This is a genomic window from Acinetobacter pittii, assembly GCF_022449185.1.
GTDB lineage: Bacteria > Pseudomonadota > Gammaproteobacteria > Pseudomonadales > Moraxellaceae > Acinetobacter > Acinetobacter pittii_I.
In genome coordinates this window covers 466,450-481,785 of record NZ_JAKUKO010000001.1, presented here as the reverse complement: position 1 = coordinate 481,785, position 15,336 = coordinate 466,450, and the positions used below count along the sequence as shown (strand labels likewise).

At 37.5% G+C, this 15,336-nt stretch carries 14 protein-coding genes; 11 read left to right on the top strand and 3 right to left on the bottom strand.

Annotated features, from left to right (window positions below; all coding sequences use genetic code 11):
• Positions 1 to 281: 281 nt before the first annotated feature.
• Complete coding sequence (gene mnmG / locus MKX14_RS02250) at positions 282 to 2,162, bottom strand: tRNA uridine-5-carboxymethylaminomethyl(34) synthesis enzyme MnmG (protein ID WP_240281646.1); 1,881 nt, start codon at positions 2,160 to 2,162, stop codon at positions 282 to 284.
• A gap of 232 nt (positions 2,163 to 2,394) precedes the next feature.
• On the opposite strand from mnmG, the gene MKX14_RS02245 reads away from it, so the two are divergent.
• The 11 genes from MKX14_RS02245 to MKX14_RS02195 all read left to right on the top strand — a co-directional run bounded on the left by MKX14_RS02245 (position 2,395) and on the right by MKX14_RS02195 (position 12,847).
• Complete coding sequence (locus tag MKX14_RS02245; protein WP_002119672.1) at positions 2,395 to 2,625, top strand: hypothetical protein; 231 nt, start codon at positions 2,395 to 2,397, stop codon at positions 2,623 to 2,625.
• A gap of 154 nt (positions 2,626 to 2,779) precedes the next feature.
• Positions 2,780 to 3,685, top strand: a complete 906-nt coding sequence (gene prmA / locus MKX14_RS02240; RefSeq protein ID WP_019767589.1) for a 50S ribosomal protein L11 methyltransferase — start codon at positions 2,780 to 2,782, stop codon at positions 3,683 to 3,685.
• A gap of 12 nt (positions 3,686 to 3,697) precedes the next feature.
• On the top strand, positions 3,698 to 4,543 hold the full coding sequence (locus tag MKX14_RS02235) for a zinc-ribbon and DUF3426 domain-containing protein (protein ID WP_005073576.1): 846 nt from the start codon (positions 3,698 to 3,700) through the stop codon (positions 4,541 to 4,543).
• A 376-nt stretch (positions 4,544 to 4,919) separates the two neighbouring features.
• Complete coding sequence (gene fis, locus MKX14_RS02230) at positions 4,920 to 5,189, top strand: DNA-binding transcriptional regulator Fis (RefSeq protein WP_001086304.1); 270 nt, start codon at positions 4,920 to 4,922, stop codon at positions 5,187 to 5,189.
• A gap of 85 nt (positions 5,190 to 5,274) precedes the next feature.
• Positions 5,275 to 6,849: a bifunctional phosphoribosylaminoimidazolecarboxamide formyltransferase/IMP cyclohydrolase gene (gene purH, locus MKX14_RS02225; protein ID WP_068529963.1), complete on the top strand. Its 1,575-nt coding sequence runs from the start codon at positions 5,275 to 5,277 to the stop codon at positions 6,847 to 6,849.
• Positions 6,850 to 6,972: 123 nt separating this feature from the next.
• Positions 6,973 to 8,259 carry a phosphoribosylamine--glycine ligase gene (gene purD / locus MKX14_RS02220; protein WP_005073571.1) on the top strand — a complete coding sequence of 429 codons (1,287 nt, stop codon included), beginning with the start codon at positions 6,973 to 6,975 and terminating at the stop codon, positions 8,257 to 8,259.
• Positions 8,260 to 8,733: 474 nt separating this feature from the next.
• A complete protein-coding gene (locus MKX14_RS02215; protein WP_046811949.1) occupies positions 8,734 to 9,606 on the top strand; it encodes a MetQ/NlpA family ABC transporter substrate-binding protein in 873 nt (290 codons plus the stop codon).
• A gap of 75 nt (positions 9,607 to 9,681) precedes the next feature.
• On the top strand, positions 9,682 to 10,707 hold the full coding sequence (locus MKX14_RS02210; RefSeq protein WP_240281645.1) for a methionine ABC transporter ATP-binding protein: 1,026 nt from the start codon (positions 9,682 to 9,684) through the stop codon (positions 10,705 to 10,707).
• Positions 10,704 to 11,399 (top strand): methionine ABC transporter permease, encoded by a 696-nt coding sequence (gene metN, locus MKX14_RS02205; protein WP_046811948.1) that lies wholly within the window; start codon positions 10,704 to 10,706, stop codon positions 11,397 to 11,399. The genes MKX14_RS02210 and metN overlap by 4 nt, the downstream gene beginning before the upstream one ends.
• Before the next feature lie 152 nt (positions 11,400 to 11,551).
• Positions 11,552 to 12,283 (top strand): hydroxyacylglutathione hydrolase, encoded by a 732-nt coding sequence (gloB, locus tag MKX14_RS02200; protein ID WP_240281644.1) that lies wholly within the window; start codon positions 11,552 to 11,554, stop codon positions 12,281 to 12,283.
• A gap of 360 nt (positions 12,284 to 12,643) precedes the next feature.
• Positions 12,644 to 12,847, top strand: a complete 204-nt coding sequence (locus MKX14_RS02195; RefSeq protein WP_002119766.1) for a hypothetical protein — start codon at positions 12,644 to 12,646, stop codon at positions 12,845 to 12,847.
• 165 nt (positions 12,848 to 13,012) lie between these two features.
• Here MKX14_RS02195 and MKX14_RS02190 read toward each other — a convergent pair whose 3' ends face one another.
• Both MKX14_RS02190 and MKX14_RS02185 read right to left on the bottom strand, forming a co-directional pair.
• Positions 13,013 to 14,311: a dicarboxylate/amino acid:cation symporter gene (locus MKX14_RS02190; protein WP_046811946.1), complete on the bottom strand. Its 1,299-nt coding sequence runs from the start codon at positions 14,309 to 14,311 to the stop codon at positions 13,013 to 13,015.
• Between the two features lie 457 nt (positions 14,312 to 14,768).
• Positions 14,769 to 15,329: a TetR/AcrR family transcriptional regulator gene (locus MKX14_RS02185; RefSeq protein ID WP_133480774.1), complete on the bottom strand. Its 561-nt coding sequence runs from the start codon at positions 15,327 to 15,329 to the stop codon at positions 14,769 to 14,771.
• Positions 15,330 to 15,336: the final 7 nt, after the last annotated feature.

The following is a 15,336-nucleotide window of genomic DNA, read 5'->3' as shown; positions in this document are numbered from 1 at the left end:
TGTGTTCTCCCCCACCAAAACTGATCTGCTCTTTCTTTTGCGCTATTTTAAACATGAGCATTGGCATGCCATTTCATATCCATTGTAGCGAATTGATTTCATTGTCATGATTAAAGCCCTCTTGTTTGAACGTGAATTCAATATAACTGGCGACTTAAAATATGTGAAATAAGAAAAAGAGGAAGCGAAATCTCTTTTCTTCCTTAGGAAGTTTCCATATATTTTTTGAATAGAAAATAAAAAAGCCCAGTCTCAACTGGGCTTTTTGTACATTTAAATGATTAAGCTGTTTTCTTAATCATATTGTTTTTACGAATTGTGATCATTACAAGCTGCACTGCTGCTGGTGTAACACCAGGAATACGGCTTGCTTGAGCTAAAGTTTCTGGAAGAACTGTTTTTAACTTCTGCGTGATTTCACGTGATAAACCAGACACTACGTCATAATCAAAATCGGCAGGAATTTTGGTTTCTTCAAGACGCTTTAATTGAGCAACATCTTCATGCTGACGGTTAATGTAACCTTCATATTTCACAGCAATTTCAATTTGCTCACCCACTTGTTCTGAAACTTCAGAACCAGTAAGTTCAGCAATTTGACCGAAGGTGATATTAGGGCGCTTAAGCAAATCAATCGCACTACATTCCTTACTCAAATCAGCACCCGTCATTTCAACGAACTTTTTACCCATCGGGTTATTTGGTGCTGCCCATAAATGTTGTAAACGAGAGGTTTCACGCTCAACCGCTTCCATTTTTTCGCAATAAGCAGCCCAACGAACATCATCAACCAAACCAAGTTCACGACCAATAGAAGTCAAGCGCTGATCCGCATTATCTTCACGTAACATCAAACGATATTCAGCACGTGAGGTAAACATACGGTACGGTTCTTTAGTACCTAACGTGATGAGGTCATCAACCAACACACCCATGTAAGCTTGGTCACGTTTAGGGGTCCATTCTTCTTGCTCCCACGCACGGCGTGCAGCATTTAAACCTGCAAGTAAACCTTGAGCGCCAGCTTCTTCGTAACCTGTTGTACCATTAATTTGACCAGCGAAATACAAGCCATTAATCGCTTTAGTTTCAAGTGTAAATTTCAAAGCTTGCGGGTTGAAATAATCATATTCAATTGCATATCCCGGACGTAAGATATGAGCGTTTTCCATACCACGAATTGAGCGTACAAGCTCGAACTGAACATCGAACGGTAAAGAAGTCGAAATACCATTTGGATAAAGCTCATGTGTATCTAGACCTTCTGGCTCCAAGAATACTTGATGTGAGTCTTTATCAGCGAAACGGTGAATTTTATCTTCGATTGATGGGCAGTAACGTGGACCTACCCCCTCAATAACACCCGTATACATTGGTGAACGATCTAAACCACCGCGAATAATGTCGTGGGTTTTTTCATTTGTATGAGTGATATAACAGTTTACTTGTTCAGGATGCATAGAAGCATCACCCATGAATGACATGACTGGAGATGGGAAATCACCCGGCTGCGGAATCATGACTGAAAAATCAACTGAACGTGCATCAATACGTGGCGGAGTACCAGTTTTTAAACGTCCTACTGGTAATTTTAATTCACGTAAACGCTGAGCAAGTGCAATAGAAGGAGGATCTCCCGCACGACCACCGCTTGATTTTTCTAAACCAACGTGAATTACACCACCCAAGAATGTACCTGTAGTCAACACAACAGTTTTAGAATCAAAGCGAATACCCATTTGGGTAACAACACCTTTAACAGTATCGCCTTCAACAATCAGGTCATCAGCTGCTTGCTGGAAAATGTCAAGATTTGCTTGATTTTCCAAAATATCACGGATGGCAGCTTTGTAACGAACACGGTCAGCTTGAGCACGTGTTGCACGCACAGCTGCACCTTTACGCGAATTTAAAATACGGAACTGAATACCACCTTTATCGGCAGCCAGAGCCATTGCACCGCCAAGCGCATCAATTTCACGGACTAAGTGAGACTTACCAATACCACCAATTGCTGGGTTACAACTCATTTGGCCCAAAGTCTCAATGTTATGGGTCAAAAGCAAAGTCTGTCGTCCCATACGCGCAGCAGCAAGGGCCGCTTCCGTACCTGCGTGACCGCCACCGATAACGATAACATCATAAACTTTAGGATAGTGCATGAGTACAAAAACACCAGAAAAAAAAGACGGAACATTATAGCAAAATTATCTGCTTATTGATGTACATAATTACAAAATTGTCTTCACATAATTTACGCTATGCCACATGATTTGACATTTTGTTTCATGAATTCAATACAAAGTGAATGTTTTTAAAATTAATTCATCTTAGAATAAAAAATGTACAGCACTTCTATGACTTTAAAATTAACGCAACGAGAAGGAATACAAAATGAAAACGACCATGTTAAAAATCTTAACTGCATCTCTAATTTGTTTTTCAGGCGTAACTTTTACCCATGCTGCTGACACGAGCAAAGCCGAAATGCAAAAACAAATTCGAGTCTGTGCAAAAAAACAGCAAGGTGAATGGGTTTCATACAATCACAACGGTGTAACCTTTAACGGTACTTGCCAACCAAATGAAAATGGCAAGTTACAATTTAAGGCTCCTGCTCCTTAATCTGTTTTGACATAGGTATAGAAGAAGTCATTTATTTTCCGCTATATCTCATCAGTATTTTCAAAGACGGTCCATTAAAGATGGGCCGCTTTCTTTTTTAAAATGGTCTAGTCCGCTACAATACGCCTTTAAATAAAATTTTTAGGTCCTTTTCGTGAAGTGGTTACAAATACACATTACCGTTGATCAAGAACAAGTTGAGTTCACAGAAACACTTTTAATGTCTCTAGGTGCGGTAAGCGTAACGCTGGATGATGCTGAAGATCAGGCTTTACTTGAACCATTACCGGGTGAAACACCTTTATGGAATAAAGTTATTGTGACAGGCATCTATCAACAAGACGAACAAGACCCAATTGATGTCGACACTTTAGAAGCTTTCTTAAAAGCTCAACTTCCAGATGTTCCTATGCGTCATGAAGAACTTGAAGATCAAGTGTGGGAACGCGCATGGATGGATTACTATGAGCCAATTCAGATTGGGGAAAAGTTCTGGATCGTGCCTGAATGGCTAGAGCCACCAGAAGCGAACGCAACTAACATTAAGTTAGACCCGGGTCTTGCATTTGGTACAGGTAATCACGCAAGTACTTTCCTATGCTTACAATGGCTGGGTAAAACTGACGTTAAAGATAAAATCGTGATTGATTATGGCTGTGGTTCAGGCATTTTAGGTGTAGCCGCTTTATTACTAGGCGCTAAAAAAGTATATGCCACAGATATTGACCCGCAAGCTGTTTTAGCAACGAAACAAAATGCAGAGCTTAATGGTGTATTAGATCGACTATATGTAGGTCTTCCTGAAGAGTTTGATCAAGAATTCACACCTAAACAAGCCGATGTTTTAGTTGCAAACATTTTAGCAGGACCTTTAATGATGCTTGCGCCTGAATTTGCAAATTTAATCAAATCTGAGGGCGAGTTCGCACTTGCTGGTGTGATTGAAGAGCAAGTTGCTGATGTTTCACGTGTTTATTCTGAATTTTTTGATATATTAGATGTCGAAAAGCGCGAAGAAAACTGGTGTCGCATTTCAGGAAAACGTAAAACAATAAATTGAGATTTTTAACTCATGAATGAAAAACAAACCCGCTGCCCTAAGTGTTTAACAGTTTATAAAGTATCTCTTACTCAATTGACTGTTGCTCAGGGTATGGTTTGTTGCCCTAAATGTAATTCAAGCTTTAATGCCTTAACCCATCTAATCAATATTGAACAGCCAGTTATGGTCAATTCAACGACTTTAGCTAATGGTTCAATGCAGACGAGATATATGACGCATTCTCACGTATTAGATATCTTTGACCAAAAAGTAGAAAACTCTAATATTGATCTTTTAACTTACCTCAACAACTTAAATTACTTTCACAATGAACCTATTAATGCTCTACCAAACCTTAATTTAGCTGAGCAGGCATCCCCACAAGAACAAGACAACAATAAAAAGCATAGTTGGCTTTACTATACGCTCTGGAGCTCTGCCAACCTTATTTTAATTTTAGTTTTTACTTTTCAAATTCTCTGGTTTAACCCTAAGCTCATGCATGCAAGCCCAACCGTTAGCCATGCTTTTAATTACGTTTGCCAAATACTGCACTGCAACAAATCAGCAGAACTTTATCAACTTATCTATATAGAAAAATTAAAAGTCCGCAAGATCGATGCGAACCATACCCAGTTCTCAGGCATATTGCTCAACCAGAATGATAAAAGTATTGAGCTTCCTAACCTAAAGTTGATTTTTGCAACAGAACCAGACAAAACAGAGGAAATCATATTAACTCCTCAACAATATCTAGTTGAAAACCTACGTGGTATTCAACGCATTCCATCAAACACTCCTTTCCGATTCCAATTTGAGCTAAACAAAAGCAAAAAAAGGCTAGTAAATTATCGATTAGAAATTGTCCACCCCTAAAATGTAAAAAAAGTGAAAAAAAAATAAAAAAAAATGCAGTTAATTTGCTCACTTTTTCCTAGACAATGGTATGATACGCGCCACGAAAGCTTTGACTCATATACTCCTCGCTCTCAATCCAAAAAAAATACTGTTAAGCATGTGTGCTTTTCTACTTTAAGCGCATAGCCTAACTTTTTTTGTTTTTGAGGGGGCTGTAACAAATATTTAATTATTGTTACGCTTATTTTTTATTCAATACGAAGAAATATGGCAAGCTAATTGTTCTTATGTTTTAGAGTCACTGTTTTAGGATCTAAAACAGGACTCCGTATTTTTAGACCACATTTATATACTACTTTACCCAAGCTAGTATTTGATTTTCGGATTAACTCGCATGAATAGCAAATCTCCTATTTTTACTGCACAATCTGATGTTGCTCTTCGCATCCACGTGGATCGCGCAGTTCGCCATTATTTTGCACAATTGCAAGGTGAGCAACCATCTCAGGTATATGACATGGTGCTAGCAGAAATGGAGAAACCTCTTTTATCTGTAGTTCTTGAATATACACGTGGTAATCAAACACGTGCTGCAGAAATTCTTGGACTCAACCGTGGCACTTTACGTAAAAAGTTAAAAGCTCACGGTTTAATGAGTGAATAAATGATAAAATGCTCACGACGTCGTGGGCATTTTTTTATGCTTATTGGTTTTAATCCGTAGACTTGAAATTGTTGAATTAAACATCATGACTATTAAACGTGCTTTGATTTCTGTATCTGATAAGACAGGAATTGTCGAATTTGCTCAAAACCTTGCAGCTCTAGGGGTAGAACTATTATCTACAGGCGGCACATATAAGTTGCTTAAAGATAATAATATCGCGGTTGTAGAAGTATCTGAACATACTGGCTTCCCTGAAATGATGGATGGTCGTGTTAAGACCTTACATCCAAAAATTCATGGCGGTATTCTTGCTCGTCGTGGTTTAGATGAAGCAGTTATGGAAGAACACAACATTGATCCGATTGATCTTGTTGTTGTAAACCTTTATCCATTTGCTGCAACTGTTGCAAAACCTGACTGTACTCTTCCTGATGCAATCGAAAATATCGACATCGGTGGTCCTACAATGGTTCGTGCAGCTGCTAAAAACCATGCTTCAGTAGGTATTGTAGTTAATGCTTCTGATTACGACACTGTAATTAATGAATTAAAAACTGCTGGTTCACTTTCTTATGAAACACGTTTTGATTTAGCAGTTAAAGCATTTGAACATACAGCTCAATACGACGGCATGATTGCTTCTTACTTAGGCGCTCGCGTTGGTAAGACCGAAGGTGAAGCTGACTTATTCCCTCGTACATTCAATACTCAATTGAATAAAGCACAAGATTTACGTTACGGTGAAAACCCACATCAATCTGCTGCTTTCTATGTTGAAGCAAATGCAAAAGAAGCATCAGTTTCTACTGCAAAACAGTTACAAGGCAAAGAATTGTCTTATAACAACATTGCAGATACAGATGCAGCACTTGAATGTGTTAAATCATTCGCAAAACCTGCTTGTGTCATCGTGAAACATGCTAACCCTTGTGGTGTTGCAGTTTCTTTAGACGGCATTAAAGCTGCTTATGATTTAGCTTATGCAACTGATCCAGAATCTGCTTTTGGCGGTATTATTGCATTTAACCGCGAGTTAGATGTTGCAACTGCTCAAGCAATTGTAGAGCGTCAATTCGTTGAAGTAATTATTGCTCCAAGTATTGCTGATGGCGTACTTGAAATAACTGGCGCTAAGAAAAATGTACGTGTTTTAGTATGTGGCGAGTTACCTGCTATTGATGCACGGGCACCGCAACTTGACTATAAACGCGTAAATGGTGGCTTACTTGTTCAAGATCAAGACTTGGGCATGATCACTAAAGATGATCTTAAAGTAGTTACGAAGCGTGCGCCAACTGAACAAGAAATTGATGATCTTATCTTTGCTTGGAAAGTTGCAAAATATGTAAAATCAAACGCAATTGTTTATGCTAAAAACCGCCAAACTATTGGTGTAGGTGCAGGTCAAATGAGCCGCGTTAACTCAGCGCGTATTGCTGCCATTAAAGCTGAACATGCTGGTTTGGTTGTTGAAGGTGCTGTAATGGCTTCTGATGCATTCTTCCCGTTCCGTGACGGTATTGATAATGCTGCTAAAGCTGGCATTAAATGCATCATTCAACCAGGTGGTTCTATGCGTGATGAAGAAGTAATCGCTGCAGCAGATGAAGCTGGTATTGCAATGGTGTTCACTGGTATGCGCCATTTCCGCCATTAATTTAAATTTAGTCCTCCCTAACCCTCCTTTTATTCAGGAGGGTTTTCCACAATAATGGAGCTAAACTCCACCTTGAGGAATAGAGGGGGATGAAAAGGATTAAAGTTAAGGAACAAATTAAAAATGAATATTTTAGTTTTAGGTAGTGGTGGTCGTGAACATGCTTTGGCATGGAAAATCGCGCAAGATACCAAAGTTACTCAAGTTTTCGTTGCACCGGGAAATGCGGGAACTGCAACTGAAGACAAATGCGTTAATGTTCAGCTTGATATTTTAGACAACCCTGCAATTATCGCTTTTGCTAAAGAAAATAATGTTGAACTTATTATTGTTGGCCCAGAAGCACCTTTAGTTAATGGTGTGGTAGATGCTGCTCGCGAAGCAGGTCTAAAAATTTGGGGACCAACTCAATATGCTGCGCAGCTTGAAGGCTCAAAAGCATTTGCTAAACATTTTTTAAAGCGTCATAACATTCCAACTGCTTTTTACGAAGTATTTACGGAAGTTGATGCAGCTAAAGCTTATGTTGAAAAAAATGGTGCACCAATTGTAATTAAGGCAGATGGTCTTGCTGCTGGTAAAGGTGTAATCGTTGCAATGACTAACGAAGAAGCTTTTGCAGCAATTGATGACATGCTTGCAGGCAACAAATTTGGTGATGCTGGTTCACGTGTTGTAATTGAACAGTTCCTAGCAGGTGAAGAAGCTTCTTTCATTTGTATGATTGATGGTAAAAACATATTACCAATGGCAACTTCACAAGATCACAAGCGTATTTTTGAAGGCGATCAAGGTCCTAACACTGGCGGTATGGGTGCTTACTCTCCTGCTCCGGTGGTAACTTCTGAAATTTTCGAACGAGTTATGACTGAAATCATGCGTCCAACTGTTGAAGGTATGGCTGCTGACGGACATGTCTACACTGGTTTCTTATATGCTGGCTTAATGATTGATGAACAAGGTCAACCACGTGTGATCGAGTTCAACTGTCGTTTTGGGGATCCTGAAACTCAGCCAATCATGATGCGCTTAAAGTCATCTCTTGTTGAATTGGTAGAAGCTGGTATTGCTGGTAATTTACCAAAAGAAGCTGAATGGGATGAGCGTAAGTCAATTGGTATCGTACTTGCAGCCGAAGGCTATCCTGATAGCGTACGCAAAGGCGATGTAATTTCAGGTATTGGACAATCACCTGAAGATACTAAAATTTTCCACGCAGGCACTGCAACTCGTGAAGATGGTCACATCGTAACTTCTGGTGGTCGAGTTCTTTGTGTAACTGCGCTAGGCGACAGCGTGCTTGAAGCACAAATTAATGCACTTGAAGTATGCGGCCAAGTGACCTTTACAGGTATGCAATATCGTAGTGACATTGGCTATCGCGCAATTGCTCGTGAAAAAGCTGAATAAAAGTTAATAAAAAAAGCTTCCTACTTAGGAAGCTTTTTTTATTTTGTACCCCCAGCATAAGAAAATAATATAAATTTTTTATAAGATTTATTAAGATATCAACAAATAGAAAAAAGCCCTCTATATCAACTACATTTTTATTGCTATCATTAGTACATAGTTGTAACTGTCATCAGACACTGCTGTTTTAATAATTTCCATAAAGACTTGCTCTACAAATTATGCCTGTAGAGAGTTTTTTAATATTCTAAATTTATGAATGCTCGTTTGGCTACTGTTGGGGATGAACTGTTTGGGGAAACAGTTTTTGTTTATTAAACAATTACCCTCTGTTATAGCCTAAATATGCAAGCAAATTATGGAACCCCAGAAAAAGATCACAGAGTTTAGACTAGTTGTAATTCCAACTCCTCTCTTTTCATATTGATATAGATCAATCGTTATTGTTCTATATCTTAATCAGGACTTTTTTAAATGAAAAAGCTGATCAGCCTTTTTTTAAGCATGTCAGTAGTATTATTGACAGCATGTAGCAAACAAGAAAATGCTCAACAAGCCGAACAAAACAATGATAGTACCAAAGTACAAAAGGTAGTAATTGCCTCTACAGGTTCGGATGCTGACATTTGGCGTTATATCGCATCTTTACCTGAAACCCAAGCTGCTGGACTGAAGTTAGAAGTAAAAAACTTCTCAGACTCCGTTTCAATGAATACAGCAATTGCAAATAAAGAAGTAGATTTGAACGCATTCCAAGCTTATTCTTATCTTACTGCATATAATAATTCAAACCCGGATAAGATTGCAGCGGTTTCTACCACTTATATTGAGCCAATGGGGATCTATTCTAGTAAATACAAAAAAATTGAAGAGCTTCCTGAAGGTGCAATTATTGCAATCCCAGATGATGCTGCCAGCGAATCTCGTGCGCTACTCTTGTTACAAACTGCTGGCTTAATCAAGCTTAAAGCTGACTTTAATCCTATTCAGGGCAGTCCAATTGATGTTATCGAAAATCCTAAAAAGATCAACATCAAACCAATCAAAATGGAAACTGTATTACGTCTTAAAAATGAATTTGATGCAGTTGTATTAAATAATACCTTAGCACTCGAGGGAGGTTTAAACGTACTCAAAGATTCTTTGTTCTTTGAACCTATTGATCAAATCACAAAACTTAGTGTCAACGTTCTAGCAACTGCTGAATCACGTAAAAATGATCCTGTCTTGCAAAAAGTTGGTAAGCTTTACCACACTGCAGCTGTTAAAAAATATATTGAAGAACACTTTGATGGAACAAAAGTTGACGTAGACAAACCAATCAGCTATCTCTCAGAAGCTAAATAGTAATATAATAGCTGCAACGCGAAACAGGCAAAAACTCTTTGCCTGTTTTTTCTTTTCAGCATAGTTTTTGACGACATGATTCAATTTAAAAACATTTCAAAGCACTATCAGCTTAAAGGCCAAACCATACGAGCTCTGGACCAAATTAATTTGGAAATTCCTGAAGGGAGTATTTTTGGTATTATTGGCTATAGTGGTGCAGGTAAAAGTACTTTAATCCGCCTGATTAACTTACTTGAACGACCAAATGAAGGTCAGGTTATCATTAATCAAAAGGACTTCACTGCTTTGGATGCGCGTTCATTACGTCAGGAACGTGCAAATATTGGTATGATTTTTCAGCACTTCAATTTGCTACAAACCAAGACGGTTGCTGAAAATATCGAAATGCCAATGCGTCTGCTGAATTACAATAAGGCAGAACGTGAAAAGCGCTTAAATGAGTTATTGGAGTTCATTGATCTTAGGCATAAAAAAGATGCTTATCCTGATGAACTTTCTGGCGGCCAAAAGCAACGTGTTGGTATTGCTCGTGCTTTGGCAAATCATCCAAAAATTCTTTTGTGTGATGAAGCAACCTCTGCCCTAGACCCGCAAACAACCAAGTCTGTTTTAGAGTTACTTAAGAAAATCAATCAAGAGCAAAAAATCACAATCGTTATGGTGACCCATGAAATGGATGTCATTGAAACTGTTTGTGATCATGTAGCTGTGATGGAAGCTGGAAAAGTCATTGAACAAGGTTCAACGATTGATATATTTAGTAATCCCCAACATCCGACGACTAAAAACTTTATACAAACTGTTTTACATCAACAGTTGCCTGTGAATATTTTAAATCAACTCGAAAATCAGCATCACCATAGCATCTACTGTTTACAGTTTTTGGGCCGTTCTGCTCAGGAACCTGTGATTCAGTCACTAATTAAACAATTTGATATTAGTTTAAATATCTTATTCGCCAACATGACTGAAATTAACGGTACTGTCATTGGTCAAATGTTTGTACAGCTTCTAGGTGAGCCTCAGTTGATTAAGCAGGCAATCGAGTTTTTAGAAAAAAATGAAGTGAGTGTAGTTCAATCAGGAGATCAAGTATGAGAGACTTAATCGTACAGTGGTTAACTGAACTTACTCAACCTTTCTGGCACAGTTCTCTTTCAATTGACCAGTTTGTAACAGCTCTACAAGAAACATTTCACATGGTGTTTTTTGCGCTGTTATTTGGTGGTATTTGGGGTTTCATTCAAGGGGTTATCCTGCTTGTAACTCGCCCAGAAGGTATTTTGCCGAATAGATTTGTCTATCATTTACTCAACCCAATTGTAAATGCGTTACGCTCTCTCCCATTTATTATTTTACTTATTGCAGTGATTCCTCTTACCAAGTTGTTGGTAGGTACTTCAATTGGTACATGGGCAGCGATTGTTCCTTTAACAATTTACGTTGGTCCATATATGGGACGTCTGATTGAAACTTCCCTACTCGAAGTAAATGAAGGAATTATTGAATCTGCTCAGGCGATGGGTGCTACACCTTGGCAAATTATTTATCGCTTTATTTTGCCAGAAGCACGCAGTTCACTCATTTTAAACCTCACAACAGCGACAATCAGTTTGATTGGTGCAACAGCAATGGCTGGTGCTGTTGGCGCAGGTGGTATTGGTGACTTAGCAATCTCTTATGGTTATCAACGTTTTGATACAAGCGTTGTAATTTTAACAGTAATTGTTCTATTGCTCTTAGTACAGATTGTACAGACGCTAGGTAACTGGCTCTCTACGATCCGTTAAATTATTCATATAAAGAGCTCCCTAAATGGGGGCTTTTTTGTTTTATATAAGTCATTTTCGTTAAAAGGTTGAGTGAGTGGCTTAATACCATTTTCTGTTATTATCAAAAACAGTGATTATTTACTCTTTGGATTTGGTTTTAGGATAAAACAATGCGTTATAGAATTCATTTTATTGATGTACAGAATGCCCTCCAAAACTATATCTGGATTTTAGAAGATACTGAAACCCAAGAGGCTGTTGCAGTTGATCCAACAGAAGCTGATCTTGTGACTCAATTTTGTCAAAATCATCAACTCACTTTAAAACAAATCTGGCTCACTCATTGGCATAAAGACCATATCGGTGGTGTAGCAGATCTGACAACAGCTCAGAATATTACTGTCTATGGTCCACGTGATGAGCTTACAAAGATTCCGGGAATTACTCATCCCTTACAACATGACGACCATCTAAAATTTAATGATTTAAAAGTAGAAATTATCGCGACTCCAGGTCACACCTTAGGACACATTGTGTATTTTATTGAGGAATTAGATGCTGTATTCTGCGGCGACACGTTGTTCGCAATGGGATGTGGTCGATTATTTGAAGGTACGGCTGAACAAATGTATCACTCACTGAGCCGTCTAGCAGCCCTACCAACTCAAACCAAAGTTTATTGTACGCATGAATACACGCTTTCAAATGCCGAATTTGCTTTAACGATAGAACCGCATAACCATGCCTTATCTGAACGAGCTGAAGAAGTCCGTGAATTACGCAAGAAAGGATCAATCACCCTTCCGAGTACGATTGAACTCGAATTAGAAACCAATCCTTTTCTTCGTGCAGAAAGTGCTGAAGACTTTGCTCATTTACGTGCACTTAAAGATAATTTTTAAAGTTAAAGCTTCTCCTTTTAAGAGATACAGTTTCATTTTATGAACTGTATCTTTTTGCATAGCGCACGTTGATCGTAATTATTTTTTACATTTACTATCTTCATATTTATTCATCTTTTTAAAAATTCTCTCGAATTTATTTTTTTTAAAAACACATCAACAAACAACCAATTAAATAAAAAGTTTTTATTTTTTAGTTACATAACACCTCCATATTTTTATAAAAATGAAAACTGTTCTTTCTCTATCTTACTTTTTTTACAAGTTGCAAAATAAAACAAAGTTTTCCCCCTTTAAAAAATCTAATTAAAACCCTATTAATAAATAAGATGTAATGCCACGGATAGAAGGAGTTCTCACGTGAAAAAGGTTGTTAAAGCTAAAAATTTGATTGCGTTTCGTATTTGGTTAGAAAAGTTAGGGTATTCAGTTAAAAATCTTGCTGATGGAAAAGGTTTTACTTTTAGTTTTAAAAAAGAATATGGTTTAGTGACCTGTGATTTAGCAGGTAATTCATTAGCGATGCAATTAGGTGAAGAGTTTGAGGATCACTTAAAAGCATAATTTTTTACGACTCGATTTTAATTACAGTATTGTCTTTTTGAAAGATAAGTAATATTGCAGAACTTTAGAATGGTTTAATTAAAATATATTGTTAGATATTAAACAAAAAATCTGTAGCGGGGCTACTCTCCCAAATTGCCCTCTGCTACAGATTTTTTTATAAGATTATTGTGCTTTAGGGTTCTTTAAAGCTTTGTCTAAGAGATCTTTATCTAAAGCTTTATCCCATCGTGCTACAACAATTGTTGCGCAAGCATTACCAACTAAATTTGTTAATGCACGGCACTCCGACATAAAACGGTCAATACCAAGAATTAAAGCCATACCTGCTACAGGAACCGCCGGTACAACCGATAGAGTTGCAGCCAGAGTAATAAAGCCTGCACCAGTCACCCCTGCTGCACCTTTAGAACTTACCATTGCCACAAGAAGCAAGGCAATTTGTTCACTAATGGATAAGTCTACGTTACACGCTTGGGCAATAAACAGAGCAGCCATAGTCATATAGATATTTGTACCATCAAGGTTAAATGAATACCCTGTTGGAATCACCAAACCGACTACCGATTTTTCACAACCTGCTTTTTGCATTTTATCCATTAAAGATGGTAAAGCTGCTTCAGAAGAACTTGTTCCTAAAACCAGCCAAAGTTCATCTTTGATATAACGGATTAAATGAATAATTGAGAAGCCATTGTAACGGGCTACGGCTCCTAAAATCACTATGACAAACAATACCGCTGTAATATAGAACGTCATAATTAATAGTAATAAATTACCAATTGATTCGATTCCATACGCACCGATGGTAAAAGCCATTGCACCAAAAGCACCGATTGGAGCAAGCTTCATTAACATACCAACAAGGTAGAAAACAGGCGCTGTTAAGTTATTTAAGAAGTCGGTAATTGGACGTGCACGGTCACCCAATGCAGCCAAAGAAATACCAAATAATACTGCCACAAATAGAACCTGCAAAATCTCGCCACCTGCCAGAGGGCTAACTAGAGTTTGCGGGATAATATTCATGAAGAAGTCAGTAATATTTGTTGCATGCGCCTTTTCAACGTAAGTATTTACTTTGTCGTTGACTAAGGTAGCAGGGTCAATATTAAGACCTTTACCTGGTTGGATAATATTTGCCACAATCATACCAACCACAAGCGCCAAGCTTGAGAAGGTAAGGAAATAAAGCATCGCTTTACCAGTTACACGACCAACTCGGCTCATGTTTGTCATACTGGCAATGCCTGTAACAACGGTTAAAAAGATGACGGGAGCAATAATCATTTTAACGATCTTGATGAATGCATCACCAAGCGGTTTTAAACTTTCGCCAAGTTCTGGGTAAAAATGACCAATTAAAATGCCCAAAATAATTGCAAAGATGACCTGTACATACAAAATTTGGTGAAACTTCTGTTTTTTCTGTACCGTTTCTTGGTCAAGGGTATTGAAATCCATTATCTAAATACCTTTTCGATGGGGATAAAAAAATAAAATATAAAGCGTGCACCACAAGCTGCTTTATCAAGGAAAAGCCATTGTAAAGAATAAAAAACGGCCTGTGTTATAAATTTAAAAAATGTCAAATTCAATAATCATGCAATAAATTATATAAAATCATTTTAATTTTCTAGTTTTAAAAAATAAAAAAACAACCAAAATTCGATATAAAGCATTATTTAATCTTAATATTTTAAGTAAAAACATGCACAAAAATGGCTGTAGAAGTTTAATTGTTTTATACCAGCACAACATTTATTAAATAAATGATTTTATAAAAAACATGTAAATTATAAATTATGAAAATTTAGTTTAAAAATAATAAGAAAAATTGATATATAATTTTTTAACAAGATAAAGTGTCTCGTTCTTGTTAAAAAAATCCCACTAAGAGGCTTTAATAAATTAATTCAAATTAGGGAGCGTTAAATAACCGTTCCAATAAAATGTGGACGTAATCTAAGCTTAAGGTACGTTCAGTAAATAAAATGCGAAATAGCATAGGAGCAATAACAGCTTCGATAATTTCTTCATTATTTATAGTGAGTTCATTACGCGATTTAGCTCTGGCTTGAATAATATCAAGTTGTTGAATAATTAAGGTTTCACATTTTCTTGCATTTGAAGAGTCGGCTGTATATAGCACATCACGCAATAATGTTTGACCAACTTCAGAAGAATACTCCTCAAAATATTGTTCAATCCATGCAGTGATATCTAGCTGAAATGAACCTAAATCTTTTGGTTCCATATCAGGTTTAAGTTCATTTAGGGCTACATCTGAAAATAGCTGATTAATATCGCCCCAACGGCGGTAAATTGTCGAAGGTGTTACCCCTGCCTCATGAGCGATCATAGGTATGGTAATTTGGGTCTGCTCTAAGGTTTTTTGAAGCTCTTTTACCGCTTGATGCACCGCAGTTTGAATTCTTTCACTACGACCGCCAGGACGTAAGCCAGTAACAACTTTTGCCATTTATAAA

Bases quoted from the DNA above. Each gene is read 5' to 3' on its own strand.
- MKX14_RS02210 (WP_240281645.1), top strand. From the start codon at position 9,682: ATGATTCAATTTAAAAACATTTCAAAGCACTATCAGCTTAAAGGCCAA.
- metN (WP_046811948.1), top strand. From the start codon at position 10,704: ATGAGAGACTTAATCGTACAGTGGTTAACTGAACTTACTCAACCTTTC.
- MKX14_RS02215 (WP_046811949.1), top strand. From the start codon at position 8,734: ATGAAAAAGCTGATCAGCCTTTTTTTAAGCATGTCAGTAGTATTATTG.
- purD (WP_005073571.1), top strand. From the start codon at position 6,973: ATGAATATTTTAGTTTTAGGTAGTGGTGGTCGTGAACATGCTTTGGCA.
- MKX14_RS02245 (WP_002119672.1), top strand. From the start codon at position 2,395: ATGAAAACGACCATGTTAAAAATCTTAACTGCATCTCTAATTTGTTTT.
- MKX14_RS02185 (WP_133480774.1), bottom strand. From the start codon at position 15,329: ATGGCAAAAGTTGTTACTGGCTTACGTCCTGGCGGTCGTAGTGAAAGA.
- fis (WP_001086304.1), top strand. From the start codon at position 4,920: ATGAATAGCAAATCTCCTATTTTTACTGCACAATCTGATGTTGCTCTT.
- gloB (WP_240281644.1), top strand. From the start codon at position 11,552: ATGCGTTATAGAATTCATTTTATTGATGTACAGAATGCCCTCCAAAAC.
- purH (WP_068529963.1), top strand. From the start codon at position 5,275: ATGACTATTAAACGTGCTTTGATTTCTGTATCTGATAAGACAGGAATT.
- MKX14_RS02190 (WP_046811946.1), bottom strand. From the start codon at position 14,311: ATGGATTTCAATACCCTTGACCAAGAAACGGTACAGAAAAAACAGAAG.
- MKX14_RS02235 (WP_005073576.1), top strand. From the start codon at position 3,698: ATGAATGAAAAACAAACCCGCTGCCCTAAGTGTTTAACAGTTTATAAA.
- mnmG (WP_240281646.1), bottom strand. From the start codon at position 2,162: ATGCACTATCCTAAAGTTTATGATGTTATCGTTATCGGTGGCGGTCAC.